We start from the raw sequence: 26,007 nt of genomic DNA on the forward strand, positions 1-26,007 counted from the left end.
TTCGATCAATCAATCAGTAAAAATCCACACAAGTTGTTCTTCATAATCTCTTAATGATCTTCTCGATGATTCATCATCATCAAGCTAGGTCGGCTATGTTACTCTAATTTAAATCAAAGTCAACAGGTAATTTCGATATTTTTTAAAACTCATTCAATCAATTCAAAAATTCAACCCTTAAGCTAAATCCTTGTTAATCAACAAGTTTTTATCTGCATCACCGCCGATGGATGTGCATTCTACAGCATTCTCAACTCAACACAACCCCTATCCGAAAATTATTTGAAAAATATGGTTTATAAGCTCATTTTATAATCAAAATTCGCATTTTAAGTTATTTTTTAAGCATAAAAGGTACGGTATTCATCAAATCATCGAGTATTTTTTCATCTTGATTTTTTTCTTGCCACTTTAATGCTCGACAATCCACATATTCACAATAGCCTGCTTCACCATATTCTTCTCGAGCATTGATTTTAATTTGATATTTAAAACTCCCCACATAACCCGCAGCCAATCCGAATTTAAAATCTCCTCGGCTTTGCGCTTGTATTTGAATGATATCGCCAGTTTTATTTTGATAATTCCATTCAAACTCTCTTGGTAAATACATGACTTGTCCATTTGGAGTTACTACTTTGGGATAGACGCGATGTACTTTGAACTGTACTTGTTCATCAAAAAGTTCTGTGCGTTCAACATTGGCATATTTAAGATAAATACGAGATTGAACAATTCGATTAAAGTGATCTCGTGTTTGCGCCATCAACACTTGATCACCATTGTTGAGTTGAATAATTTGATAAGTAAAAAATGCTAAAGGTAGGTAAGGAAACTGGACTGCACGCGCAAACTCGAATACGCCATGCTGTGCAATCGAAAAAATTTGTTCTTTATAAGCAATACGCCCCTCAAAAAAACACCGTGTAGACCAATGTTCTCCAAGTCCCAGACGCATTTTATTAAAGTAACTGACTTGCGTCGTGATCTGAACAGAAAGTTGACAACTTAATTCATCATCATCACGTTGGATTTGGAAGTTTGGTAAATTTCCTAAAATTTGCTCATGATTTGAAAACTGCCACAAGTTTTTGGAAAAATGACAATCTCGTTGCATGGCATAACTGTGCAATTGCCCCACCATGTGTGGACTGCTACTACACAAAATAGTTGCCGTATCTATTGCAGTGCTATGAATTGCACTCTCATTGCGTAACATCGGCGCATGTGCTGCCCCCATCAATCCAATAAAATTAAAGTAATGCAGGGGTGCTGGAAGATTTGGCAGAATAATGCCGAAATAGACAAACGTATATTGACGTGTAGGGATATGAAAGTTTAAGTGTGACTTTTTCGGAGCCAGATTCAATTGTTTGGAACGATCTAAAAAATCTTGAAACAATTGCATAACCTAGCTCCTCATCACAATTATCTCATGTTTAGCTCGCAGTTTGCTTACGAGCTAGAAAGGTAGTGACAAAACCAGAAAGTGCATAAATGATTGAAATCACTAATATGCCTACAGGAATATTGTAAGTCATTGCAGCCAGAATAAATACCGCGATTGGTAATACCGCAAATGGGACTCGCTTACGGTCGACCGTTTTAAATGAATAATATTTGATATTAGAAATCATCAACAGCCCAACTGCTACAATAATGGCAGCATTGACAATCTGAATACCTAACTCATTTAGATCAAAAATATTAGGAAAGTCACGACCAACCCAAACCATTGAAATAATCATAACAGCAGCTAATGGGCTGGCGACTCCAATAAAGTATCGCTTATCGACGACACCGATTTGCACATTAAATCGAGCAAGACGAAATGCAGCACAAGCTGTGTAGATAAAACAACAAGCTAACCCAATACGCCCCAAGTCATGCAAACTCCAGCTATACATAAGGATAGCGGGCGCAACACCGAAAGCCAACAAATCGGAAAGCGAGTCAAACTGCTCTCCGAATGCACTTTGTGCTCCAATTGCACGTGCAACACGACCATCTAAACCATCAAACAATGCTGCAATAAAAATGGCATAAATAGCTTGAGTAAATTCACCATTCATACTAGCAATAATGGAATAAAAACCCGAGAGTAATGCGGCTGTGGTAATTAAATTCGGCCACAGATAGATACCACGACGTTTGACCTTTTGCCCTTCTTGAGTATGCTCCTCTTCAACAACTTCGAAGGTAATCCCATCGTAGTCATGGTCTGGAGCATGTAACTCACCTTCGGGTTTAGAGCTATTTGTCATTCTTTTATGTCCTAATCTGCAACCTAATTTATTTTATCTAAGGCAATTATTCGCCAACTAACCAACGTACTGCGGCATGACCGCCATTTTCTTGCATACGTAAATGCGGGAACAACCATTGTAGTGCTTCGTCAGCATCTTCAGAGAACTTCCATGGTGGATTGATGACCAATAAACCGCAACCATTTAAGCCCACTGGGGTGTCATCTGGCCATACACATACTTCACAAACCAGCTGACGGCGAATACCTGTTTTAAACATTTTTTTCTCAAAACGTTCAATCATGGCACGATCTTTAATCGGGTACCAAACTGCAAAGATACCTGTTGGCCATTTTTTATAAGCTGCAACCAAAAGCTCAACCAATTGTGGGAAATCTTTACGTTCTAATTCATATGGTGGATCAATCATGACCAAACCACGTTTTTCTTTCGGTGGAATTACACCAAGTAAACCTTCGTAAGCATCGCGTTCATGCAAACCTGCACGTTTGTCATGAATGTTATGGCGCAATTGTTGAAATACATCACGCTGCATTTCAAAAATGGTCGCTTTATCAATATCGCGCATACCTTCCAGTGCAAACCATGGTGAACCTGGATATGCACCTTTACCAAAATTCCCACGCATTTTTTCAACAATTTTTAAATATTGTTGAACGCCTTCTGGCGCAGTACGTTTAACTGAATCATCCAATTTAACTAAACGGTGAATACCATTTAAAAACTCACCTGATTTTTGTGCTTCTGAGGAAGATAAGTCATATTTACCCGCACCACCATGCGTATCAACATAGCGATATGGTTTATCTTTTGCATTGAGTCGAGTCAAAAGCTGTAGCAATAAAACATGCTTCATGACATCGGCAAAGTTGCCTGCATGGAAATGGTGACGGTAATTCATTTCTATTTAATTCCTAAAATCAATGGATATTTTAGCATGAAAAATAGTTTCATTCCGACGGATATGTTGTTCTAGAATAAAGCAGTTAAGTTTTCTAGTTTTGAGTTGTGCTTCTATGCTTGTTTCCAAGCTTCCTGCATCGTGGAATATCGATCAAGTTCTCGATGATCTTGACCAACATGGTTTTGCACTGATTGATCACGCCTATCCTGCTGACTATGTGACCAACTTAGTCAATGAATGTACCACTCACTTAAATCAGTTTCGTGAAGCTGCCATTCAAAATGGTGTAGTCAGTAAAATTCGCAGTGATCATATTTTATGGATTCATCCAGAATTAGCAGTCGCTCAACACCATGTTGCAACCCTATCGCTTTTATCTGAACAATTGAATCAGGCCTTTTATCTCGGGATTCGTGAAGTTGAAGCGCATTTTGCTTGTTACCATGCAGGTGAGTTTTATGCGTTACATCGTGACAATCCTCAACAGAAAAATGATCGTGTTGTTTCAACAGTTTATTATTTACATGAGCAATGGCAAGACGATTGGGGTGGGCAACTTCGACTTCAGGATAAAAATGGTGAGTGGCATATTATTCAGCCTCAACCGAATCGAATTGCCCTGTTTCAGAGTGATCTTCTGCATGAAGTCATAGAAGCCAAACAACAACGTCTTTCAATTACTGCTTGGTTAAGAAGTGGTAATAGCATTTGGTAGACCTTTAAATCTTTCTAAACGACCTTATATAAATGGCTTAACTTGAGAGGACTGCACGAATGCTAAAAGATGCAAAGCAAATTATTGCGCGAATTGGCGAGACTGACCAAATATATTTGGAAGGCAACACACCCGATTTAGCACTAGAACGTGCAGACTTACGTTTGGCATTGGTAACCTTAAGTCGTGTACGTCAAGAGCAGATTCACTTTTTACAAGAAGCGATTGTATTGCTTGAACAAGGTCGTATTGAATTTGAAGAAATGCCACTACGCACCTATTTAAATTTGTCCTTGCATTTAGCGAAGGCTTATATGCTGTACTTTGAAATTACCAAAGAACAGCGCTTTGCTTTAATTACTCAGCAGATTTTAAAGCCTTTAACTGTACATGAGCATGGTGATGTCTATTTCTTCCTCGCCTACGCCAGCGCATGTAAAAATGATACTGCCCTGAGCCGCCATTGGTTAAAGAAATATAGTCAAACCTCCGAATTTGATGCTTTCTTGTTACAGCAACATGCTGCATTTGCACCTTATCATGAAGCACTCTGGTTCATACAACTTACCCAACAAAAACCACATTAAATGTCAAAAGCTGTATTTAAAAAGCGCCCTTCTTGGCGCTTTTTTATTGTAGAGAGTGGACATGCATACAAGTAGCTTGAGGTTTTAAGCCGTTTGTAATTTATAAGCATCCATATGCAGTTGCTGGTTGAGTTCATCAATCCAGATCGCCCAATCATCATCTTGTACCAAATGACTAATGAGAAAATCACGTTGTGAGCGATTCCAGAATGGTGCTTCATGCAAAGATAAATGTGCTGGCAGTTGATGTGTACGAACATACAGCTCTATTGCAGCCAGACTGTTCGCCAGACCTAATTGTGAAAACAGTAGCTCTAAGGATGGATTATTTTTCATTCTTTCCTACCCCTTATCAATTCATCTGTAATTTATTATTCACTTAAGTTATAAGAATTCTGTAGGCAAAAAAAGAGGCTGTGGCGATTTTGTTGTAGCTTTTTGTGAACTACAGGAAAGCGCGACAGCCTGTATTTATTTGTTATTAACCTGAGAAATTCATGCCTCCAACATCTTCATGTAATTGCTCATTTAAAGTATCAATCACAATCGCCCATTCATCATCTTTATCCCAGTGGCTATGTAAAAATTCACGCTGTGCTTCTGTCCAAAAACTGGCTTGATGCAGTTCAACGCCTGCAGCCAATTGATGCTCACGTATAAATTGATCGATATCACTTTCACTGGCGTTTAAACCTAACTGTTCAAATAGCAGTTCTAAGGTGGGTTGTACATCAAACATCATTCTGTCCTCGCATCCTTGTTCTCTTTTCAAGGTAACTGAATAACATCACAAAATCATTCTGTATATTTTTTCAGCATGTTATTTTTTGTTGGTTCTATTCATCCATAAAAAAAGCACCCCTAAATGGAGTGCTTTTTTAACTTAATCATTAAAGATTAAATTAGTTCACCATATCAGCAACTGCTGCACGTTCTTCTTCTAACTCATTTAGAGTGAAGTTGATACGCTCACGGCTGAATTCGTCAATTTCTAAACCTTGAACGATTTTGTATTCGCCATTTTCAGTTGTTACAGGGAAACCGAACATTACACCTTCAGGGATACCATAAGAACCGTCAGAAGGAATACCCATTGTTACCCATTTGCCGTTTGTGCCAAGAGCCCAATCGCGCATGTGGTCGATTGCAGCATTCGCAGCAGATGCAGCAGAAGATAAACCACGTGCTTCGATGATCGCAGCGCCACGTTTACCTACTGTTGGAAGGAATACATCTTTGTTCCAAGCTGCATCGTTGATTTTGTCTTTTAAGCTTTCGCCGTTTACAGTTGCAAAACGGTAGTCAGCATACATTGTTGGAGAGTGGTTACCCCAAACTGTCATGTTTTCGATGTCAGAAACTGCAACACCCGCTTTTTGCGCAAGTTGAGTTAATGCACGGTTGTGGTCAAGACGTAACATTGCTGTGAAGTTTTTCGCTGGAAGATCTGGAGCAGATTTCATTGCGATGTAAGCGTTAGTGTTTGCAGGGTTACCTACAACCAATACTTTAACGTCACGGCTAGCAACTTCGTTAAGTGCTTGACCTTGACCAATAAAGATTTCGCCGTTCACTTTTAACAAGTCAGCACGTTCCATACCAGGACCACGTGGACGTGAACCAACCAATAACGCGTAGTCAGCATCTTTGAATGCAACTTTAGGATCATCAGTACCGATCATGCCAGCCAATAATGGGAAAGCACAGTCATCTAATTCCATCATTACGCCTTTAAGCGCAGCTTGAGCTTTCTCAAATGGAACTTCTAACAATTGCAAAATAACGGGTTGGTCTTTACCAAGCATTTCACCGCTAGCGATACGGAATAATAAGCTGTAACCGATTTGACCAGCTGCGCCAGTAACGGCAACGCGAACAGGTTGCTTCATGTAATTATCTCCAATTGAGGATCGTTAATATGATTAAACGGGTCTGTCCGTTTTCATCGAATTATCATAAACGGCAAAGATTGTACTCCAATCCTCAAGCATATGCATAAAAAAGAGCATGAATTTCAACAAAAGTCTGATAGGAAATATAAATCGCCAGTCATAAAAAACTTAGTATGACCCTTTAATTGTGATCTGACTTGGGCAATTACCAACTACAGCAGTAGAGCATTGTTTATATTGCCCATTGGTTTTATAGCAAATATTGACTTTGGTTAGATAGTTTTCACCACGATAACTCTGGCATCCCAACTGTATTCCATTACTTGGCAAAGTCGGGTTTAAACGCAAAAACTGTAATTTGATTTGATTCTGCGGCAAAGTTCGTGTTTCTGGGCTTGATAGTTCCGCTGGAATCTTTAAACGTTCTGCATAATTAATAATGGTGCGGAAATATTGACTCGCTCCCATTGGCACACAACCACCAATAGACTGCCAAAGCTGAACGCGTGCATTTTCATCTGGCATGACTCTAGCTACGACTTTGGCTTGTAATGGAGACAAGTTTGCTGAAGATGAGGTTTCACATTCTCGCTGTGCTGTTTCAGGTAATAGTCCGAGAATATTTAAGGAATACCCCTCTAAACATTTACGGCGTTTATTGCGTTGACTGTCCATCATACATGCAGCAGGTGTCATTTGGATTTCCATGACATAGCCATGTGGTGCAACAGAAGAAGCGGCACGGGTGATTTGTGTACAAACAGCCAGACCTAAGCCACCTATGATTAGGCAGGACACTTTAATCTGAATGTTTTCAACTACATCAAACCACATGAATACTCGCCCTTCTCATGCTGCTTACACAATAAATTTATGGCGTACCGCGATAAGGAATAACCTGCATACGATTTCCAATAGACTGTGCTCCCTGCCCCAACAAGACCCCATAATGCGTGGCATTGGTCATGACTTGTTTGACATAGTCTCGAGTTTCGTTCAAAGGAATGGTTTCCGTATATTGATCTGCAGCCAGTGGTCGATCATCAGGTTGCCAACGACGCGCCCGATTCGGTCCAGCATTATATCCTGCAGTCGCCAACACTGGGTTACTGCTTAATTGGCTATTAATCATCGACAAATAAAACGTTCCATAACGAATATTGGTATTCATATCCGATAACGCGGCAGGATTATAAGTTTCCCCCATTTGCTTGGCAACCAATCTCGCTGTATCTGGCATGATCTGCATTAAACCACCTGCGCCGACATGTGAGCGAGCACTCGAAACAAAACGACTTTCTTGACGCATTAGGCCATATGCCCATGCTGGGTCAATTCCTGCATTCTGGCTATGGCTAACCACATAACTTTGATGAGGCATCGCATAGCGATAGGCATAGTTATGCTTATTCTCGGTACGATCTGCTGCATAAATGGCACGATCATACCAGCCCATATCGGTTGCACGTTTCGCTGCTGCTAATAATAGACCATCATCATGTTTTAAATAGGCTTGACGCACCGCCCAATTCCATTCACGGTTCACATAGCTATCAGGTGCATTAACATTACGTAAAGCAAAAGCCCGATTAAAGTGAATATCTTGACTTAAGCGCTGCATGTCATTGTTGCTTGGCTGTACATTATTCGGAATCGTACTGTATCGTTGCCCCACATGGTCTTTGGCCAGTAAATTATGATACTGGTCTCCTTGAGCCAATTTGCGGAAAATTTCCTGCGCGCTACGTTTTGCATGTGCATCATTACGCTGTTCATAAGCACGAGCCAACCAATATTGCCAACGATCTTCTTGCTTTTGATTGACACTCATGGCATCAATAGCACGAATCAGACTTTCCCAAGCACTGAAACGGATGGCTTGACGCGCATAGATTTCTGCTTCTTCTGGACTAAATGGCAAGCCATAACTGGCATCCAAATTATTTAACACTTCACGCTTGAAATTATTTTTCATTACAGTCGTACCACCAATATAACCGACTACACGATACAAAGCTTTTTGTATAGCCTCTGGTGTTCCCTGCGCAGCACGCTGTACAGATGAAATTGCTGCATCCAAATCACTGTCTGCCATGCGTCCCATTGCAAAGATTAAATACGCATGGTCTTCTGCGGTTGCTTTAGGTGCAGACCAGACATAATTCAATGGATCAGCTTGAATCTTGTTCAACTGCGCAAGGCTTAAATTCAACCCCAAGGTTTGTGCTGTGGCAATAGCTTGTCCAGATTGACCCGCACGTAACAAGCTCCATAAGCGTTGTTGCTTATCTTGCTGAGTCATTAAAGGACTCGACAGCATTTGTCGAGCTAAACCTGTACAGGATTCAGGTTGAGAATTTGTTGTTAGCCAAACATCTTTGTATTCTGCAAAAACTAAACTATCCCCTGTTTTCGCCCGCACTTGTGCAACTGCACAACTTTCTGCCTGATCTGGATTGGTCACATAAGGTAAAACAGGCTGTGCAGTACTAAAATCGGCTTGCTTGACTTTTTCTTCTACATAATCGGCGGCTAATTTTTCCGCCATCGCAGATTGAGGATAACGGCGAGCAAAATCAATAATATTATTTGCTGGCTGAAAGCCCAAATTGGCGTTTAAAGCCCAATATTCTGGGTAATAGCCCAATACATCATTTTGCATGGACATTTGATATTGTTGTAATAATTGAGTATTGCCAGAATTGGCCGCTTGTAAAGCATCATTAAATTGTTCATCTGCTGCATAGGCATGACCCAATATGCCCATTGAAGCCACACTCCATGCAAGTACGTGATAATAATTTTTTTTATGTATCCACCGATTTAACATATGTGTGCCTTCATCCTTTATTTTAACCTATTCGACCCAATCTCAATATAAACACTTCGTTCATGCAGCTAGTTTAGAATATTCTCCAACTACTCTGTTGTTGTGTTATGTAACCTTCTGATAAGACAATATTAATTTTCAAACATTTTTGCTTCATAAATCAATATTTTTGCTTCGATATTTAAAGCTGACCGTTTTTCTGTAAATCCTGCTAAAATATGTGCCTTCCTTATATTGCTCTCGTGTTTAGTCGTGTTTCTGCGCTCGCCACTGTCGATTTTTATCGCCAACGCATCACGCAGATACAGTTTTTACACGTTTTTCCGTTTTATCCTGTTAGGAGCCTACATGACGGTTCAAACCTTCATCCCGAATGGTGCCAACGCTGCCTCAGAAAACACTGTTAACCAGCCACAGCACACCCCAGCCACCGATGGATCAGTTAAAAAACTGTATATCGAAACGCAAGGGTGTCAGATGAATGAGTATGACAGTCACCGTATGGCAGACTTACTTGGCGACTCACACGGCTATGTTCTGACTCAAGACCCGAAAGAAGCGGATATTCTACTGATGAATACCTGCTCTATTCGTGAAAAAGCCCAAGAAAAAGTGTTTTCCGAGTTGGGGCGCTGGCGCAAGCTGAAAGATAAAAATCCAGACCTGATTATTGGTGTAGGTGGTTGTGTGGCCTCTCAAGAAGGCGACAACATTCAAAAACGTGCCAATTATGTCGACATGATTTTTGGTCCACAAACTTTGCACCGTTTGCCACAAATGCTCGATCAGCACTTCGAACAAATCGAAAAACCCAAGAAAGAAAAAATCAAACTGGTGGATATTTCTTTCCCAGATATTGAAAAATTCGACTTTTTACCTGAACCACGTGTGGAAGGTTACAAGGCTTTTGTTTCAATTATGGAAGGTTGTTCAAAATATTGTTCATTCTGTGTGGTGCCTTACACCCGTGGTGAAGAAGTTTCACGTCCACTGGATGATGTTTTAGCAGAAATTGCCACCTTAGCCGAAAAAGGCGTACGAGAAATTTCTTTGCTCGGTCAAAATGTAAATGGTTACCGCGGTGAAACTTTCGAAGGCAATATCTGTACTTTTGCAGACTTGTTACGTCTTGTTGCAGAAATTCCGGGGATTGGTCGTTTGCGTTATACCACCTCACATCCGCTTGAGTTTAACGATGATTTGATTCAATGCTACCGTGACTTACCACAAATGGTATCGCATCTGCATTTGCCTGTACAAAGTGGTTCAAACGATGTACTGCAAGCGATGAAACGAAACCACACCATTGATGTCTATATCGACAAAATTGCTAAGTTACGTAAAGTGCGTCCTGATATGCATTTATCAAGTGACTTCATTATCGGCTTCCCAGGCGAAACTGATGCTCATTTTGAAGAAACTTATCAATTTATCAAAGATATGGACTTCGACCATTCTTATAGTTTCGTGTATTCAAAACGCCCAGGTACACCTGCATCTGACCTTGAGGATACGACTCCTGAAGAGGTGAAAAAGGAGCGCTTAGCCAAGGTTCAAAAGTGGATTAAGCAATCTAGTATTGAAAAGACAGATGCCATGCTCGGCACCATTCAACGAGTTTTGATCGAAAAAGTTTCGGATAAAGATCCAAACTTATTGATTGGTACAGCAGATAACACCCGTTACGTGAGCTTCATTGGTGATGCAACATGGGTTGGACGTTTCGCAGAAATCGAAATTACTGAGATTAAAACTTTGAATTTTGTTTATGGTGAACTCTTGAATCTTGAGCCTGACGTGGCGTAATGTAAGGGTATAGATTCAAGCTACCATAAAGGAACTCTCTTGACTGCAGCGATTCGACGTACAGTAACTTTTCCTGGTATTTCAATGGAGCGTTTAAAGAGCATGCTCGGTGCTTATAACGGTCACTTGAAACAAATTGAACAACGTCTAGATGTCCAAATTTCCCATCGAGGTGATTATTTCTACATCGATGGGGAGATTGACGCAGTCGAAAGAGCCGAGACACTCTTGCAACGTCTGCATGAAGAAGCTGAAACCTCTCAACAAATTACTGCCGACGTCATCCACATGATGATTCAAGGCAGTCAAACTGACCGTGAAATTCAAGAAGACTTTTCTGATAATGGCCACACAGGTTTAGAGGACGTTTATCTACAAACCCGTAAAGGTCGGATTAATCCACGCGGTGCAAACCAACGACGCTATGTTCAGCGGATTCTGCAAAGCGATATTTCATTTGGTATTGGCCCTGCGGGGACAGGTAAAACCTATCTTGCCGTTGCTGCAGCAGTCGACATGTTAGAACGCAATGAAATCCAACGAATTTTACTGGTGCGTCCTGCGGTTGAAGCAGGTGAAAAACTCGGTTTCCTACCGGGTGACTTAAGCCAGAAAATCGATCCATACCTGCGTCCTTTATATGATGCCTTGTATGAAATGCTCGGTTTTGAAAAAGTGGCTAAACTGATTGAACGTCAAGTGATTGAAGTCGCTCCACTGGCCTACATGCGTGGTCGTACCTTAAATCATTCTTTTGTCATTCTGGACGAAGCACAAAATACTACGCCTGAACAAATGAAAATGTTCCTGACTCGTTTAGGCTTTGGTTCACGTGCGGTGATTACTGGTGATGTCACGCAAGTCGATTTACCACGTGGTCAGCAGTCAGGTCTCGCGCATGCACTACGTGTCATTGAAAATGTGAAAGAAATTCACATCACCCGCTTCCATTCTCGTGATGTGGTCCGTCATCAACTGGTACAAAAAATCGTAGAAGCTTACGAAGGTTGGGATAGCGAACAACAACGCCTGAGTGCCGAAGCACGTGCAGAACGTAAAGCGCGTCAAGAAGCCTTAATTGCTGAAAATGATGCTGCTGCGGATGCACAAGATTAACCGCTTTAAGGATTCATTTTGAAACTTAGTCTTTCTCTACAACAGTCGTTTCAGTCCCCAGCGTTGGTACTGAAACGCGCTTATCTCAAAAAAATCGTAGAAACCAGCTTACGCCATATCGATACACAAAGTGACTGTGAAATAGGTATTGCCTGTGTCAATAATGATGAAAGCCATAAATTGAATTTGGAATATCGCGGTAAAGATAAACCGACCAATGTCTTATCTTTTCCAAGCGACCTACCTGATGAAATGGCTCAAGTTCTTGATTCATTTCCAATTGGTGATTTAGTCATTTGTATTCCAGTTGTGCTTTTAGAAGCACAGGAGCAAAACAAGACACCGCTTGCTCATTTTACACATATGCTGGTGCATGGCACTTTACACTTAATGGGCTACGACCATGAAACCTCTGAAGCAGATGCCGAAGAAATGGAAGCCTTAGAAATTGAAATATTGGCTAAACTGGGTTTTGACAATCCCTATTTAGAACAAGCGTAGATCCAAAAATGCGAGCTTCGGCTCGCTTTTTTATGTCAACAATAATGACAAATATCAATTAGCGAAGACAGGACAACCATGAAGTACGTGGTCATTTTTAAAGCCAAAATTAAAGCCCTAGATGAACAATATTCTCAAACAGCGCAGTTGTTACGCGAAAAAGCACTGAGTCAGTTTAATTGTCAAAAGTTTGAAGCCATTTCCGAGCAAGACTTTGAAATTGCATTGTCTTACTGGAACAGCTTGGCAGACATTCAAGCATGGCATCACGATGCCGAACATCAAGTGGCACAGCAATTAGGCAAAGAACAATGGTATCAATCCTTTAGTGTAGAAATTTGTAAGATTGAGCGCCACTATGCTCATTCAGCCCATTCAATTTAATGGACTTCAAACTCGGCTTCCGCAGGGTCAAAACGCCATGTTCGGACAATGCGTAACTCGGAGATATCTTTCATATTACGGTCAAATCCAGTAAATGGTGCTGCTTTACGTACCGATGCTTTCGCGGCTTCATCGAGTAAGTCATGTCCAGAGCTTTCAATTAAACGAATAGCCCGAATCCCACCATTACGGTTCAGAATGACCATCAAGCGAACTTCACCTGCCAACCGCTGTTGTTTTGCTTGATCTGGATAATAACGGTTGCCGTAAAATTCAACTTTCTGTCTAAATTTTTCTAAATATGCCGCTGTAACGTCTTGCTTGGCTTGAATACCATCGACCGTTTTAATTTTCTGTTGGCGGCTAAAATTCTGTTGACGCTGTAAATATTGTGCTTCCAGACTTGCTACCATGGCGGCTTTGGCTTGGAACTGACTGTTTAATTCATCCATCGCCTTTTTCCGACGAGTTTGTTCAGCCTGCTTTTGCCAACTCAGCGTGGTCATCAAGACTTTTTCTTCAAAATTCAGTTCACGCTTTTGTTGGGTCTTTTGCAGGGTTTCCATCTGCTTTTCACCCGCACTTTGCTCCAGCATGGGTGCTGGCATGTCACTCGACATTCGATGTGCTTCGCGGAATGTTCCTGAACCTTTCTGATCTGCTTGTGCCAGAAAATCAGCTTGTTCAACCTTCTGTTCGCTTGGTCGTAACGTCACTGCAATTTCCTTCACCGCCGCATCCTGTTGTGTGGGTGCAGCAAATTCAATAGCTAAAACAGCGAGGTGTAAAGCCAGCGCAAAACCCACCGCAGTTGTAAAAATCGGGTCTTTCCACCACGTGCGCAATAAAGGCGTATAATTTATTTTATTCAGGATCATAACTAACCGACAAACTGCCTTCCCCACACTGCATATACAGTAAAATTTTGACTTGGTTGCTATTATGTTGATAAAACCCAAAGTTCATCAATACAACAGAATCACTGCCTTAAAATACTGAAAATGGTGCAATTAATTTTGCTAAACTGCAAGATTGAATTTTTGTATTTTAAATACAATTCAGCAAAATTAATCAAAAGCCAGTAGATTCACTTGCTAGGATGCCTTTATGCAAACGCTACTTTCCAATATTTCTAAACGGCTACATCAAGTGTACCAAAAAGCAGAAGGCTTTATTGAAGATGAACGTGAATTTCCACTTTCACAAGTCTTTTTAAATGCGACTTTCCAACGCTTTGTCACAGACAATGTGAAAATGCTAAAAGATTTGCATGCCGACCTACATGATGACTGGTTACGTTTATATGCCACTTTAGAGTTTAAAGGGATTTATACCACCCTTTCTGTAGATCTAAAGCTGGTACAAATGGAAATGAATAGAGACATTCAACTGATTGTATTCGAGCAAATTAGCGATACGCAGGTCATAGAAGCTAAATTTCAAAATGTGTTCCATAAACTTGGTTTTAATGCTGCGATCTATTTCTATCAAAAAATTCTAAATAAAGATCCTTTAGGCATGATTCTTGAAAAATTGAATGTGATTAAGGTAAAAGATGATTTATTACATCTAGATTTGAATCGCTGGCTAGGTAAAAAACGCTCGATTCTGGATACACTTAATAAAGTACATGTTAATCATGCGGTTTTGCGCGAAGCTGAATTGCTGGTTTTAGGTAATGTTAATTTAGCCGCCTTATTTGGCAAAATGACTGAAGATGAAATTGAAGATTGGGCACATGAAGGTATTCCTGAAAACCAAGTCACACCTATTAAAAAAAAGCACAAATAGGGACAAATTTCACGTCTAAATTGGCGCAAAATACCAAGAAAAAATGCTACAGGAAAGATACACTTTGCACAAAAAAGCAGATTTTATCTTCATAATACATAGGCATAATAAACGAGTGTAATTTTACACTGCACTTATTTTAAACTTCACAGGAACACTTTCACTAATGGCTAAAAATGTTTTGAAAACAATAGCAATGACGACAGGTATTGCCTCTACATTGTTATTTACTGGCTTTTCAAGCCAAGCATTCGCCATGAGTCCCTTCCAAGCAAGTTATCAATTTAACTACAATGGCAAGAACATGGGCTCGGCAACTCGTACCTTAAGCAAATCAGGAAATACCTGGACCTATGTTTTTGCAGCCAAAGCTGGGGCAATTGCCTCTGCATCTGAAACTAGTCGCTTTGGTTTCAATGCGGGCAAAATTAATTCCAATAGCTTCAGTCGAACCAGCAAAATTTTGGTGCACAATAACACCATGAACATCAACTTCAATCCAAGTGCCAAAACCATTAACACTAAAAAAGATGATAAAGCGCGTTCATTTGCTTGGAAAGCTGGCGTACTGGATGAGCTGAATGCTGAATTACAAATCCGTGAGGACTTGAAAGGTGTTGGCATGAAATCGTCTTATTTGATTGCTGATGCCAAAGAAGTCGAATCTCGCCAGTTTGTTAAGCAAGGTTCTGAAAAAGTTAAAACTTCTTATGGGACTTTCGATACAGTTAAAGTGGTGATGAAACATGATAAACCAGGCCGCGATACAACTTTCTGGTTGGCCCCTAAATTGGATTATCTTCCAGTGAAAGTAACCCATCAGGATGGAAAATCATCTTACGGTCTACTGTTAACTGGATATAAAGGCCCCACTAATTAGACCATTTAGTCAATTTTACTTGCATTTTTTCAGGTGCTTTTTAAAATACGCTTTTGCTTGAAAAAGCACCTGCCCCCGAGGATTCTCCCGTGCATGCACTAGAACAGAAAATCTTAGCAGAAGGTATCGTTCTCTCTGATCAAGTTCTGAAAGTCGATTCTTTCTTAAACCACCAAATTGACCCAGTTATGATGCAACAAATTGGTCAAGAATTTGCGCGTCTATTTAAAGATGCGGGAATCACCAAAATCATCACGATTGAAGCATCAGGTATTGCACCTGCTGTTATGGCTGGTTTAGAACTCGGTGTGCCTGTCATTTTTGCACGTAAATATCAGTCTTTAACTTTAAAAGATGATTTATACCGTTCAAAAGTCTTCTCATTTACCAAGCAAATTGAAAGCACCATTGCAATTTCAAATAAACACATCAGCTCTACTGATAAAGTATTGGTGATTGATGACTTCTTGGCGAATGGTCAAGCTGCTTTAGGTCTTGCCGATTTGATTCACCAAGCCCAAGCTGAAGTTGTAGGTATTGGTATTGTGATTGAAAAATCATTCCAGCCTGGTCGTGCGTTACTTTTGGAAAAAGGTTACCGTGTTGAATCTTTGGCACGTGTAAAATCTTTAGCCACTGGTACAGTTGAATTTGAGCGCGACTAAGTGCAAATACTGTATTTAAAGAGCGCTTAAGCGCTCTTTTTTATTTTGTCTGGCTGTATGAGTAAACACGAAGATGTTTTTATCCTGAATAGTTTCATCTTTTTTTAGAAAAACTCAGAAAAAATGCTTAGTATGTAATTACCTGTGTTTTCAGATGTATTAAGATCGAATCTGCACTTTAAATACAACCACCGAACAACTCATTTTATCAACATTCAACTCCAATAAGAAAACGTCTTAAATGGGTTGTTGAATTTAGAGAATCTTGCTGCAATGAACAACAATAAAATGGTTGAACGAATATATCCTCCAAATCAATTAACTCCACTGAATGAACACGATTACATTCAACTTCCAATCAATTTCATTCATGATCTTGCACAAGCAGATTGCCTACAGAGTCTTTTAGATAAAATTGCGTTCTGGATTTCACAGATCTTTCAAGCTGAACGTACGAGTATTACCCTATATGATCGGGCTCATTTTCTTAAACTGTATTCCATATCAGGTAATCAGGCGATTCCGCTTGAATTTAAAGTTCCCATTCAACAGACATTTGTTGGACGTGTTTTTAGTACCGCGACACTTCGAATTTGCGATGATGTCACCTTATTTGAAGAATTAGATTGCCATATGTTGGCTCAAAATGGCATGGGGTCATGCATGGATGCGCCTTTAATGCATAAGGGGAAATGCTTAGGTACATTAAATGTTGCCGACCGAGCCAAGTTTCATTACACAAAGCAACAAGCCATATTATTACAATGCTTAGCAAACTGGATTGGATTAAACATTAAGTTGCACCTACAGGTGCAAGAAATGCAAAAACTCACTTCTACCGATGAATTGACTGGTACTTTTAACCGACGTATGTTTACTCAGCAAAGCAACCAACACATGCTGCTGTTTTTTAATACCCAGACCCCTTTTAGTATGGGTATCCTCGATATTGATCACTTCAAAACTTTAAATGATTTTTATGGTCATCAAGCTGGAGACTATGTGCTTCAGCAAATGTGTGAACACATTCAATCTCATTTAAATGAGCATGATTTTCTTGCACGAATTGGGGGGGAGCAATTTGCCATTATTTTTCCTACCCATGCTGTAAAAGATGCAGTAAATCGATTTAAACAAATACGTACTGCCATCGAAGATATGAAACTTCCATATCAAGAAGAAATCATCTGTTTTACCGTCAGTATTGGGGTAGCCGAAGCACAGATCACAGACTTGAATGCAGAAACCGTCTTCAAACGTGCGGATAAAGCGTTATATCAAGCTAAACTGGCAGGACGTAATCGAGTCCACTTCGATGTGCCTACTCTTAGCATATAAGTTTAAATACAAAACCAAATGCTCTTATACTTGCTTCATATTTTCTTCATTATTAATTATAGAAGAGCGCTGTGCTTACAACTCAATTAAACACATTGCCGTTCTTTTTCGCTAGAATTCACCTTAGATTTACAGACTTAGTAAATTCATACAAGTCACAGCAGCACATGGTGGTTCTGCTAAAACGTGAATCTTGACGAAAATTGCTGTATCTCGTGATTGAGTTTACGGCACGCAAAGGCAAATCATCTATGGAAAATACGATTCTCTGTCCTAAATGTGGTTCAAATGACGTTGAAAAACGTGACCATGACCAACACCTGAAAAAAGCCAGTGGAGTTTTACTCGGTTCAGCAGGCGTTGCAGCAGGAACTGTCGGTGGTGCTGCAACTGGAGCCTCAACAGGCGCCGCTATTGGCGCTGTAGCTGGCCCTTTGGGCGTTATTGTAGGCGGTACAGTAGGTACTTTTATTGGTGGAATTAGTGTCGGGATTACAGGGGGCTTTCTAGGCAACTATTTTGGCAAGAAAGCAGGTGTCGTGATTGATAAGAATATTTTTCTCGATTACAAATGTTCAAAATGTCATTATCGCTTTAAGCAAAAAATTGAGAACACTTAAGCTATTACTCACTAGGCTTTAAAAGCAAAAGGTCAACATTCTGATGATGCTGACCTTTCAAATTAAACTTGCGTCGTCTGTAGTTTTTGTACGATAGTGGCTAAACGGCGTCCTTGTTCAGTACAGAGTACTTTTTCATCTTGACTCAATTGCTGATCATGGCGTGGACCACTCACATGACTCGCACCATAAGGTGTTCCCCCTGTTTTGGTATTCGATAATGCAGCCTGCGCATTGGTTAACCCCATCACCATCATCCCATGATGAAATAATGGAGGAAGCATCGTCAACAGTGTACTTTCCTGTCCGCCATGCATAGAACCCGAAGCCGTGAAAACACAGGCGGGTTTATCGTGTAAAGCACCATTTAGCCATAAACTGGTGGTCTGATCCCAAAAATATTTCATTTCTGATGCCATATTGCCAAACCGCGTTGGTGAACCTAAAGCCAAACCCGAACAATACTGTAAATCCTCCAAAGTACAGTAAATATCTCCTTCAGCAGGAATGCTTGCTGCTGCCTCCGTCACCACTGTAGCCAAATTGGGAACAGTACGAATCTTGACGGCTATCCCTGTCGACTCGACACCATTGGCAATCAAATGCGCCATTTCTTTAGTTGAACCATATTTGCTGTAATATAAAACAAGGACATAAGGTTGCATGACATTTATGATCTAAGCTAAAAATGAAAACTATACGGTATTTTTCCCACTTTTTGGTTAAGCTTGTGTTTGAAAAATATATAAAGTGATTAAGAATTGAGACTAGAAACGCATGATAGAAAAGTATTTAACAAGACTGCCTTTTTACAGCAAGACTTGGTTTCAGTTTGTTTTATTTGTCCTTCGACGTTTTGAAGCAGACCGTTGCCGCGAACAAGCAGGTTCTTTGACCTATACTACATTGTTTGCGGTAGTTCCGATGTTAACCGTATTTTTAGTCATTATTTCTTCGATTAAAGCCCTCGAACCTGCGCGACAACAATTACAGCAGTTGATTTATAGTAATTTTTTACCTAAAACCACCATTGCTTTTGACAAAGTCCTAACCGCATTTACCGATAAATCCAGCAACTTGACGGTCATCGGGATTTTATTTCTGTTCATTACCACCGTTATGATGCTGACCAGTATTGAAAACGTGTTTAATCGTATTTGGCGTGTTCGTGAAAAACGGGGTGGCATGATTGGCTTCATGCGTTATTGGACCATTATTTCTTTAGGTCCAATTATACTAGGCAGTGCCTTTGTATTATCTTCTACTGTAGCCTCCATGAATCTACTGAGTAGCCATTTGGCAGGCTATGAAGTCAATGGTGCCTTCTTGCTCTGGCTTATCTCCTTTACACTCTCGATACTGGGTTTTTTTATTTTATATTGGACCATTCCCAATCGTAGTGTTCCAATCAAAGCTGCCCTATTTGCAGGCATATTCAGCGCCAGTGTTTTTGAATTATTAAAGAACTTATTTGGTTACATCATGTCTAATTTCACCAGTTATGAAATTATTTATGGTGCATTTGCCGCGCTACCTATTTTCCTATTATGGATTTTTCTATCGTGGAATATTGTGCTGCTTGGCGTTGAAATTAGTTATGCACTGACTGCTTTTTATACAGGAAAAGAACAGCGACGACATCCTGTGATTATGCTGCTCGATATCCTACAACTTTTTCATCTCAAGCAACAAAATGGCGAGAGTATGTCAGACAAAGAAGCGCTAGATGTTTTAGGTCGAGAAGAAATTGGCCACTGGCCAAGCTATGTTTTATTACTAGAACAGCAAAATTTAGTGAAACGTACCGATAACAATGAATATGTGTTGGTCCGTAATTTAACGCAGGTTGATTTTTGGAGTTTTTACAAATCACTTCCCTACCCACTACCACGTCGACCTGATGTTAAAAATATTCATCTCGATGACCATGAGTGGATGCAGCGGATTGGTCCCATGTTTGAAGAAGCTGATGATTATCTGGCTGCCAAACTTTCTCTACCATTGGCGAGCATTTTTGAGCAGCGTTAAACCCCATTAAGTAAAAGAGATGAAATCGTACTTCATCTCTTCCTCAACTCAACATTCATACCCGTATTCTCATTTTATCAATCTATTTTTAAATCACATTAGCCCTATTGCTAATGATGTAATTTTCCAAATTACCAGCTACAACTCGTTTAAAAAATAAGCTAATATAAATTTCGATCCGAATGATAAAATGATCTAAAAACAAAATATAGAAGAAGAACTGTTCATCACAAGCAAGACTTTTATTTGTGTAATTCAGTTGAGAATTCACTATGACGGACCCAAAAAAAGAAACACCGACCATTATTATTAATGACGCTGAGCCTGGGAAAGAGCGCTTTGAAACACTAAAAGAAAAATTACGCTATCAACAGGCACTACGAGAAAGCTCTAAACAAATTGACCATAAGCAAGTCCGTCTGAATATTCAGGTCGATGCTCTTCCCAGCAAAACCTTTTTTATTATGAATGCACTCGCAGCAGTTATTGCTGCTTATGGACTCCTTAGTGATTCTACCGCAGTCGTGATTGGTGCCATGTTGGTTGCTATGATGTTAGGACCAATTGCAGGTATTTCTTTGGCTTTAATTGATAGCCGTTGGATACTATTACGAACCGCTTTCAAAACTTTAACCTTGGGCATTTTGATGATTTACGGGATTGGTTTCCTTATCGGGATTATCCATCCCAATATTGCCATTACCAACGAAATCATGGCTCGTACGCATCCAAATTCGCTTGATTTAATGATTGCGCTGGCAGGTGGTGCTGCAGGTGCTTTTGCCTCAGTTTCACCACGACTTTCAGTTGCTGTGGTTGGGGTTGCTGTTGCCACTGCGTTAGTTCCACCTTTAGTCGCCAGTGGTATTTTATTATCCCGAGCTGAGTTTGCTCTTTCTGCCAATGCCTTTTTACTGACCTTTACCAATATCATTGCGATTCAAATCAGTTCTGCAATGGTGCTCTGGATTGCAGGTTTTAGACGTGGTTCTAATGAGGAAGTTTCCAGTAAATATCTAGAGTTTGCGAAACGTAATTGGGTCAGCTTAATTATTCTACTTATACTGGCTGTTTATTTGACCTTTAATTTGCTCCATACGGTTCAAAATGAATTATATAAATCTCACGTCAGCGACCAATTGGGACAAGGGCTTAATACCGAAACCAATATTATTGATACTGTGGAATTTGAACCACATCCAAACTTTACCTTAGCAAGGGTCTTTATACGCGGGGTTACTCCGCCATCAACCAATCAAATTGACGAATTAAACCGAACACTAAAGACAGATCGTAATAGTCATCCGACTTATGTACAAATTCGTTTTATTCCTATTCAAATTATTCAAACCCAACCAACAAAGATCGTGCCTTTAAATACAACCGAGTCTGAAAAATCCATCATTCAAATGTTAAAACAACAGGATCCATCATGACAAAAAAACTACTCCTTATAGCAACTTTAACCAGCGGTCTTTTAATTCATTCATCGCTTCAAGCCTGTACCCGCGTTGTTTTTCATGGTGATAATCAAAACATCATGACCGCACGTTCTATGGACTGGAAAGTCGACATCGGGACCAATCTCTGGATCATGCCGCAAAACATCGCCCGAAATGGTTTGGCAGGCCCCCAATCCATTCATTGGAAAGCTAAATATGGCAGTGTGATTGCAACAGGTTATGATATTTCCACAACCGATGGCATCAATGAAAAAGGTCTTACAGCCAATTTACTTTGGCTAGTTGAATCCGAATATCCAGAAGTAAAAAACAATAAAAAGCCCACTTTAAGTATTTCACTATGGGCACAATATGTGCTGGATAATTATGCGACAGTGAATGAAGCGATTCGTGCACTGGAGAAAGAGCCATTTATTGTGGTCACGGATGATGTCCCTGGGGAAAAACGTCTTGCGACCTTACACCTTTCTCTTTCAGATGCATCGGGAGATAGTGCCATTGTAGAATACATTAATGGTCAACAGGTCATTCATCATAATCCTAAATATCAGGTCATGACTAATTCACCGACTTTTGACGAACAGCTAGCACTGAATGAATATTGGAAAAAGATTGGAGGTACAACCTTCCTACCTGGTACAAACCGTGCCTCGGATCGTTTTGCCCGCGCCTCATTTTATATCAATGCTATTCCTAAAAATGCCAACAGCAAACAGAGCCTTGCCAGTGTCTTTAGTGTGATTCGCAATGCATCCGTTCCCTTCGGTCTCAATACTGAAGAAGAACCAAATATCTCATCAACGCGCTGGCGGACGGTTGTTGACCATAAGAATTTGTTATACTTTTTTGAATCAGCGGTTTCACCCAATACGTTCTGGGTAGATTTAAAGAAAATCAATTTTAAAACTACACCCTTCCAGAAACTTGACTTAGGTGCAGATCAAGCCAATGTCTATGCTGGGGATGCCACACCATACTTTAAGACCACGAAAGCATTTGAGTTTTTAGGAAAAGAATAAATACTGCACAGCGCATTACGTTCATTTATGAAAATGTTGCGCCGTCAGTTTTCTATCGATATCAATAAAGGTTAAACATGAATATTTTAAAAACCAGTCTATTCGCAATAATAACGACTATGGGGCTAGCAGGCTGTGCCACTTCAAACACACAACCTCAAAATATCGCTTCAGCAGGGCTGCTGATCTGTGTACAAAATGAACTTTGCCCAACGGTGAAAGTGACGTGGAACGAACAAAATCGTAACAATTTAAAAGTTACGGCATATTTGCCAAGTGCCAAAGATGATTATGATATTCAGCAATTTGTCTTTTTAATTGATCAAAAGCCCTATAGTTATGCTCCTACGACAGCAACCACACATGAATACATCAATCGTATGGTTCCACATCGCTCATCCAATTATGTTGTAGTACCCAGCGCTTTCTTAAGCACCTTCAAAAATGCCAAAGATATTGAATTAAAACTAGTGACAGACAAAGGTAATATTACTCGTCCTGTATATCGCAATGGGCAACAATCTTCAGCTTATCGTGCTTTTATCAATTTATATCAGCCTTAATTTTCTGACTAAATGCAAAGCCTGTCTTCACGACAGGCTTTTTTGCTCAATACCTAAACAAGAATTAGTCAGATTTTAAAACTTTTGTGAAACCTCGTGATTGCACCCAGCCTTGCATACTTACCACCATAATCCCCAACATCACCAATACCGTACCAATAATAAAGTTCAGTTCAATTTTTTCATTGAGTAGTAGTACTCCAAAAAGCACACCAAATAATGGTGTTAAAAAGGAAAACACACCCAAACGCGAAGCCAGATACTCTTTTAATAGCCAGAACCAAATTAAATAACTAGCAAAAGACACAATAATGGTATGGAACAGCAGACTGCCAATCGTAAACGGAGTCCAATGAATACTGGCCTGCCCCATGGCAAATGCCAGAGGAAATAACAGTAGAAATGCAATCAAAAGCTGATAGAACAAAGTCTGAGTGGCAGGTGCTTCCGCCAACTTAGTTAAACGAACTGCAATCGTGGTTGCCGCCCATAAAATTCCCGCCAGTAACGCCAAGGCATCTCCCCACAAAGCAGTGCTTGATGCCGCCGCCGAACCAACAGGATGAAATAGAAAAGCAATGATAATACCGAAAAATGCAAGCGCGATCCCAGACCACTGCAATACACTCAATCGTTCAGAAGGGAGCTTCCAATGCAGCCCCAAAGCCACAAAGATTGGTGCGGTATACAGCAAAACCACGGTGTGTGATGCCGAGGTAAAACGTAATGCTTGTGCCACCAAAAAGAATTCAGAGGCAAATAACACACCAACAAGAATACCAGCAGCCAGATAATCCCGGCTCCACAGAGAAACTCCATCGGCAAGCTTAATCATGGGGTAAACCATCAGCGCAGACAAGCCTGAGCGCAATGCAATTTGCATTACCGCAGAAATATCTGGTGCAGCCATTTTTAAAATTACTTGCTGCAAGCCCCAAATAATACACAGTACAAACATAATGCTTGCTGCTTTACTGTCTAGTGCCCGACGCTCACTCACGGTCTACTCCCGCTCAATTCATAAATGACCACTATAGACCTGTCACTTTTAAAAGATATACTTCAAAACAGACAACTCATACTATTATTCAGGCAAAATGAGCAACGGGAGAAATAGATGCATACACGTTTACAACATGACTATCATCCCATGCCGACCAATGATGATATTCCTGCACCGCTATGGTTTCGCATTTCCGATGCACCCGCAGAGTCTTGCTATCCCACGCATGAACATGCTTGGGGAGAGTTTGTCTATGCCCTCAACGGCGTGCTCGAAGTCAAAGTGGATCAAATTCATTTTCTGACCCCTCCGCCTTATGGCATTTGGTTACCCCCGCATTTAAAACATGCAGGCATTAACCGTACCGAAGTGACTCATTCCACTTTGTATGTACATGAAAGCCTGTGTGAAGGATTGCCAAAACAGGCAGGTATCTTGCTGACCTCGGCCTTAGTCCCTGCGCTTTTACATCATTTACGTCATCATCCTCTGCCTGACCATGACTCTGAACACTTACGTTTGTTGCATGTATTATTAGATCAACTGCGACATGCCAAATGGGTTGGCAGTTATTTACCCTCAAGTAAACACCCAGCACTACAAACTTTACTGGATTATTTACAACAGCATCCCGCCGATCAAAGCACTCTGGCACAATTGGCTCAAAGAATTAATATGACCGAACGTACTCTCGCGCGTTACTGTCAGCAAGAATTAGGCATGTCATTAAATGAATGGCGACAACGGCTGAAAGTGATTAAAGCCATGTCGATGCTGAATGAAAACAAAACGGTAGAAAGCATCGCACTGGATTTGGGTTATGCCAATGCCTCAGCCTTTATTAACTTATTTAAACGCTGGATGCGCTGTACGCCTGATCAATTTCGCAAGGACTATGCCGCAGCAAATCAATCCAGATGAAAAAAGGACTGTATTGACAGTCCTTTTTTAACTTCAACTCAACTTAGGCCTGTACAAAAGTAGTCCAAACATAGTCTTGTTGCTGACCTTGCAAAGTCATTTTAAGTTGGTCACCTGCTTGCAATGCAGCAACACCCGCTGGTGTACCTGTCATGATCACATCACCTACTTCTAAGGTAAAGACTTGACTCATATCTGCCAATAAAGTACCAATATCAAAAATTAGATGTGATGTATTGCCATGTTGGCGAAGTTCATCATTCACATGCAAGGTGTAATGCACATCATACCAGTCCTCTACCACATCAGCCACATCAACCCAATCCGCCAACATACATGAACCATCAAAAGCCTTAGAACGTTCCCACGGCTGACCTTTCTTTTTCAAGTCATCCTGTACATCACGCAAGGTTAAATCCAGTCCCAAAGTCACAGCACCCACCGCTTGCAGGGCTTTTAGCGGATCGGTTTCGGCTTTCAATTCACGATCAATTCGCAGGGTTAGTTCACACTCATAGTGACAACTACCTAATGCTGAGTTCCACGAAATGCCATCTTCCAGTGCTTTTAAACTACTCGGTGGCTTAATAAACAATACAGGACTGTCAGGAATAGCATTTCCCAACTCTCTCGCATGGTCTGCATAGCTACGACCGACACAAACAATTTTAGATGGACGTGTACTCATGATCTTCCCTTCGACTTTTTGTGACA

The 26,007-nt window shown here is 40.4% G+C and carries 28 protein-coding genes; 16 read left to right on the plus strand and 12 right to left on the minus strand.

Annotation, left to right across the window (positions count from 1 at the left end; all coding sequences use genetic code 11):
• Positions 1 to 334: 334 nt before the first annotated feature.
• Genes I593_RS15610 through I593_RS15620 form a run of 3 tightly spaced genes read right to left on the minus strand, consistent with a single transcriptional unit; the run spans position 335 to position 3,168 of the window.
• Entirely contained in the window at positions 335 to 1,408 is a 1,074-nt protein-coding gene (locus I593_RS15610) for a DUF6670 family protein (RefSeq protein WP_016168541.1), read from the minus strand.
• Between the two features lie 31 nt (positions 1,409 to 1,439).
• On the minus strand, positions 1,440 to 2,264 hold the full coding sequence (pssA, locus tag I593_RS15615; RefSeq protein WP_016168542.1) for a CDP-diacylglycerol--serine O-phosphatidyltransferase: 825 nt from the start codon (positions 2,262 to 2,264) through the stop codon (positions 1,440 to 1,442).
• 46 nt (positions 2,265 to 2,310) lie between these two features.
• On the minus strand, positions 2,311 to 3,168 hold the full coding sequence (locus tag I593_RS15620) for a 23S rRNA (adenine(2030)-N(6))-methyltransferase RlmJ (protein ID WP_016168543.1): 858 nt from the start codon (positions 3,166 to 3,168) through the stop codon (positions 2,311 to 2,313).
• 115 nt (positions 3,169 to 3,283) lie between these two features.
• On the opposite strand from I593_RS15620, the gene I593_RS15625 reads away from it, so the two are divergent.
• Together I593_RS15625 and I593_RS15630 are read left to right on the plus strand one after the other, a co-directional pair.
• Entirely contained in the window at positions 3,284 to 3,886 is a 603-nt protein-coding gene (locus tag I593_RS15625) for a 2OG-Fe(II) oxygenase (RefSeq protein ID WP_016168544.1), read from the plus strand.
• Positions 3,887 to 3,945: 59 nt separating this feature from the next.
• Positions 3,946 to 4,473 carry a hypothetical protein gene (locus tag I593_RS15630; protein ID WP_016168545.1) on the plus strand — a complete coding sequence of 176 codons (528 nt, stop codon included), beginning with the start codon at positions 3,946 to 3,948 and terminating at the stop codon, positions 4,471 to 4,473.
• Positions 4,474 to 4,557: 84 nt separating this feature from the next.
• Here I593_RS15630 and I593_RS15635 read toward each other — a convergent pair whose 3' ends face one another.
• The 5 genes from I593_RS15635 to I593_RS15655 form a co-directional block, all read right to left on the minus strand.
• The gene (locus tag I593_RS15635) at positions 4,558 to 4,809 is read right to left on the minus strand and encodes a DUF2789 family protein (RefSeq protein ID WP_016168546.1); all 252 of its coding nucleotides are present in this window, start codon (positions 4,807 to 4,809) and stop codon (positions 4,558 to 4,560) included.
• Positions 4,810 to 4,954: 145 nt separating this feature from the next.
• Entirely contained in the window at positions 4,955 to 5,212 is a 258-nt protein-coding gene (locus I593_RS15640; RefSeq protein ID WP_026441153.1) for a DUF2789 family protein, read from the minus strand.
• Between the two features lie 163 nt (positions 5,213 to 5,375).
• Positions 5,376 to 6,362 (minus strand): malate dehydrogenase, encoded by a 987-nt coding sequence (locus I593_RS15645; RefSeq protein WP_016168548.1) that lies wholly within the window; start codon positions 6,360 to 6,362, stop codon positions 5,376 to 5,378.
• A gap of 171 nt (positions 6,363 to 6,533) precedes the next feature.
• Positions 6,534 to 7,199, minus strand: a complete 666-nt coding sequence (locus I593_RS15650) for a ribonuclease T2 family protein (protein ID WP_016168549.1) — start codon at positions 7,197 to 7,199, stop codon at positions 6,534 to 6,536.
• Between the two features lie 37 nt (positions 7,200 to 7,236).
• Positions 7,237 to 9,132 carry a lytic transglycosylase domain-containing protein gene (locus I593_RS15655; protein ID WP_016168550.1) on the minus strand — a complete coding sequence of 632 codons (1,896 nt, stop codon included), beginning with the start codon at positions 9,130 to 9,132 and terminating at the stop codon, positions 7,237 to 7,239.
• 411 nt (positions 9,133 to 9,543) lie between these two features.
• Here I593_RS15655 and miaB point away from each other — a divergent pair, with 411 nt between their 5' ends.
• The 4 genes from miaB (at position 9,544) to I593_RS15675 (ending at position 13,002) form a co-directional block, all read left to right on the plus strand.
• Positions 9,544 to 11,001, plus strand: coding sequence for a tRNA (N6-isopentenyl adenosine(37)-C2)-methylthiotransferase MiaB (gene miaB, locus I593_RS15660; protein WP_016168551.1), 1,458 nt, complete (start codon positions 9,544 to 9,546; stop codon positions 10,999 to 11,001).
• Positions 11,002 to 11,040: 39 nt separating this feature from the next.
• Positions 11,041 to 12,117, plus strand: a complete 1,077-nt coding sequence (locus I593_RS15665; RefSeq protein ID WP_016168552.1) for a PhoH family protein — start codon at positions 11,041 to 11,043, stop codon at positions 12,115 to 12,117.
• Positions 12,118 to 12,135: 18 nt separating this feature from the next.
• Positions 12,136 to 12,618, plus strand: coding sequence for an rRNA maturation RNase YbeY (gene ybeY, locus I593_RS15670; protein ID WP_016168553.1), 483 nt, complete (start codon positions 12,136 to 12,138; stop codon positions 12,616 to 12,618).
• Positions 12,619 to 12,696: 78 nt separating this feature from the next.
• On the plus strand, positions 12,697 to 13,002 hold the full coding sequence (locus I593_RS15675; RefSeq protein WP_016168554.1) for an antibiotic biosynthesis monooxygenase family protein: 306 nt from the start codon (positions 12,697 to 12,699) through the stop codon (positions 13,000 to 13,002).
• Here the strand turns inward: I593_RS15675 and I593_RS15680 are convergent.
• Positions 12,999 to 13,880 carry an energy transducer TonB gene (locus I593_RS15680; RefSeq protein ID WP_016168555.1) on the minus strand — a complete coding sequence of 294 codons (882 nt, stop codon included), beginning with the start codon at positions 13,878 to 13,880 and terminating at the stop codon, positions 12,999 to 13,001. The genes I593_RS15675 and I593_RS15680 overlap by 4 nt on opposite strands.
• A gap of 229 nt (positions 13,881 to 14,109) precedes the next feature.
• Between I593_RS15680 and I593_RS15685 the strand changes: the two genes are divergently transcribed.
• The 5 genes from I593_RS15685 (at position 14,110) to I593_RS15705 (ending at position 18,296) form a co-directional block, all read left to right on the plus strand.
• Positions 14,110 to 14,793, plus strand: a complete 684-nt coding sequence (locus I593_RS15685) for a hypothetical protein (protein WP_016168556.1) — start codon at positions 14,110 to 14,112, stop codon at positions 14,791 to 14,793.
• A gap of 166 nt (positions 14,794 to 14,959) precedes the next feature.
• Positions 14,960 to 15,673 carry a DUF3108 domain-containing protein gene (locus I593_RS15690; RefSeq protein WP_016168557.1) on the plus strand — a complete coding sequence of 238 codons (714 nt, stop codon included), beginning with the start codon at positions 14,960 to 14,962 and terminating at the stop codon, positions 15,671 to 15,673.
• Between the two features lie 89 nt (positions 15,674 to 15,762).
• The gene (locus I593_RS15695; RefSeq protein ID WP_016168558.1) at positions 15,763 to 16,338 is read left to right on the plus strand and encodes a xanthine phosphoribosyltransferase; all 576 of its coding nucleotides are present in this window, start codon (positions 15,763 to 15,765) and stop codon (positions 16,336 to 16,338) included.
• 273 nt (positions 16,339 to 16,611) lie between these two features.
• Positions 16,612 to 17,676: a sensor domain-containing diguanylate cyclase gene (locus tag I593_RS15700; protein ID WP_016168559.1), complete on the plus strand. Its 1,065-nt coding sequence runs from the start codon at positions 16,612 to 16,614 to the stop codon at positions 17,674 to 17,676.
• 251 nt (positions 17,677 to 17,927) lie between these two features.
• Positions 17,928 to 18,296, plus strand: coding sequence for a hypothetical protein (locus I593_RS15705; protein ID WP_016168560.1), 369 nt, complete (start codon positions 17,928 to 17,930; stop codon positions 18,294 to 18,296).
• A 62-nt stretch (positions 18,297 to 18,358) separates the two neighbouring features.
• On the opposite strand, the gene wrbA is transcribed toward I593_RS15705, so the two are convergent.
• On the minus strand, positions 18,359 to 18,961 hold the full coding sequence (wrbA, locus tag I593_RS15710; protein WP_016168561.1) for an NAD(P)H:quinone oxidoreductase: 603 nt from the start codon (positions 18,959 to 18,961) through the stop codon (positions 18,359 to 18,361).
• A gap of 112 nt (positions 18,962 to 19,073) precedes the next feature.
• On the opposite strand from wrbA, the gene I593_RS15715 reads away from it, so the two are divergent.
• The 4 genes from I593_RS15715 (at position 19,074) to I593_RS15730 (ending at position 23,369) form a co-directional block, all read left to right on the plus strand.
• Positions 19,074 to 20,324: a YihY family inner membrane protein gene (locus I593_RS15715; RefSeq protein ID WP_016168562.1), complete on the plus strand. Its 1,251-nt coding sequence runs from the start codon at positions 19,074 to 19,076 to the stop codon at positions 20,322 to 20,324.
• Between the two features lie 272 nt (positions 20,325 to 20,596).
• Positions 20,597 to 21,760 (plus strand): DUF389 domain-containing protein, encoded by a 1,164-nt coding sequence (locus I593_RS15720; protein ID WP_016168563.1) that lies wholly within the window; start codon positions 20,597 to 20,599, stop codon positions 21,758 to 21,760.
• Entirely contained in the window at positions 21,757 to 22,806 is a 1,050-nt protein-coding gene (locus tag I593_RS15725) for a linear amide C-N hydrolase (protein WP_016168564.1), read from the plus strand. The genes I593_RS15720 and I593_RS15725 overlap by 4 nt, the downstream gene beginning before the upstream one ends.
• Before the next feature lie 77 nt (positions 22,807 to 22,883).
• Positions 22,884 to 23,369, plus strand: a complete 486-nt coding sequence (locus tag I593_RS15730; protein ID WP_016168565.1) for a hypothetical protein — start codon at positions 22,884 to 22,886, stop codon at positions 23,367 to 23,369.
• 64 nt (positions 23,370 to 23,433) lie between these two features.
• On the opposite strand, the gene I593_RS15735 is transcribed toward I593_RS15730, so the two are convergent.
• Complete coding sequence (locus I593_RS15735) at positions 23,434 to 24,369, minus strand: DMT family transporter (protein WP_016168566.1); 936 nt, start codon at positions 24,367 to 24,369, stop codon at positions 23,434 to 23,436.
• 117 nt (positions 24,370 to 24,486) lie between these two features.
• On the opposite strand from I593_RS15735, the gene I593_RS15740 reads away from it, so the two are divergent.
• A complete protein-coding gene (locus tag I593_RS15740) occupies positions 24,487 to 25,293 on the plus strand; it encodes an AraC family transcriptional regulator (RefSeq protein ID WP_016168567.1) in 807 nt (268 codons plus the stop codon).
• 43 nt (positions 25,294 to 25,336) lie between these two features.
• Here the strand turns inward: I593_RS15740 and I593_RS15745 are convergent, their stop codons facing one another.
• A complete protein-coding gene (locus I593_RS15745) occupies positions 25,337 to 25,984 on the minus strand; it encodes a fumarylacetoacetate hydrolase family protein (RefSeq protein WP_265596870.1) in 648 nt (215 codons plus the stop codon).
• Positions 25,985 to 26,007: the final 23 nt, after the last annotated feature.

This window comes from Acinetobacter tandoii DSM 14970 = CIP 107469 (assembly GCF_000400735.1).
GTDB classification, from domain to species: domain Bacteria; phylum Pseudomonadota; class Gammaproteobacteria; order Pseudomonadales; family Moraxellaceae; genus Acinetobacter; species Acinetobacter tandoii.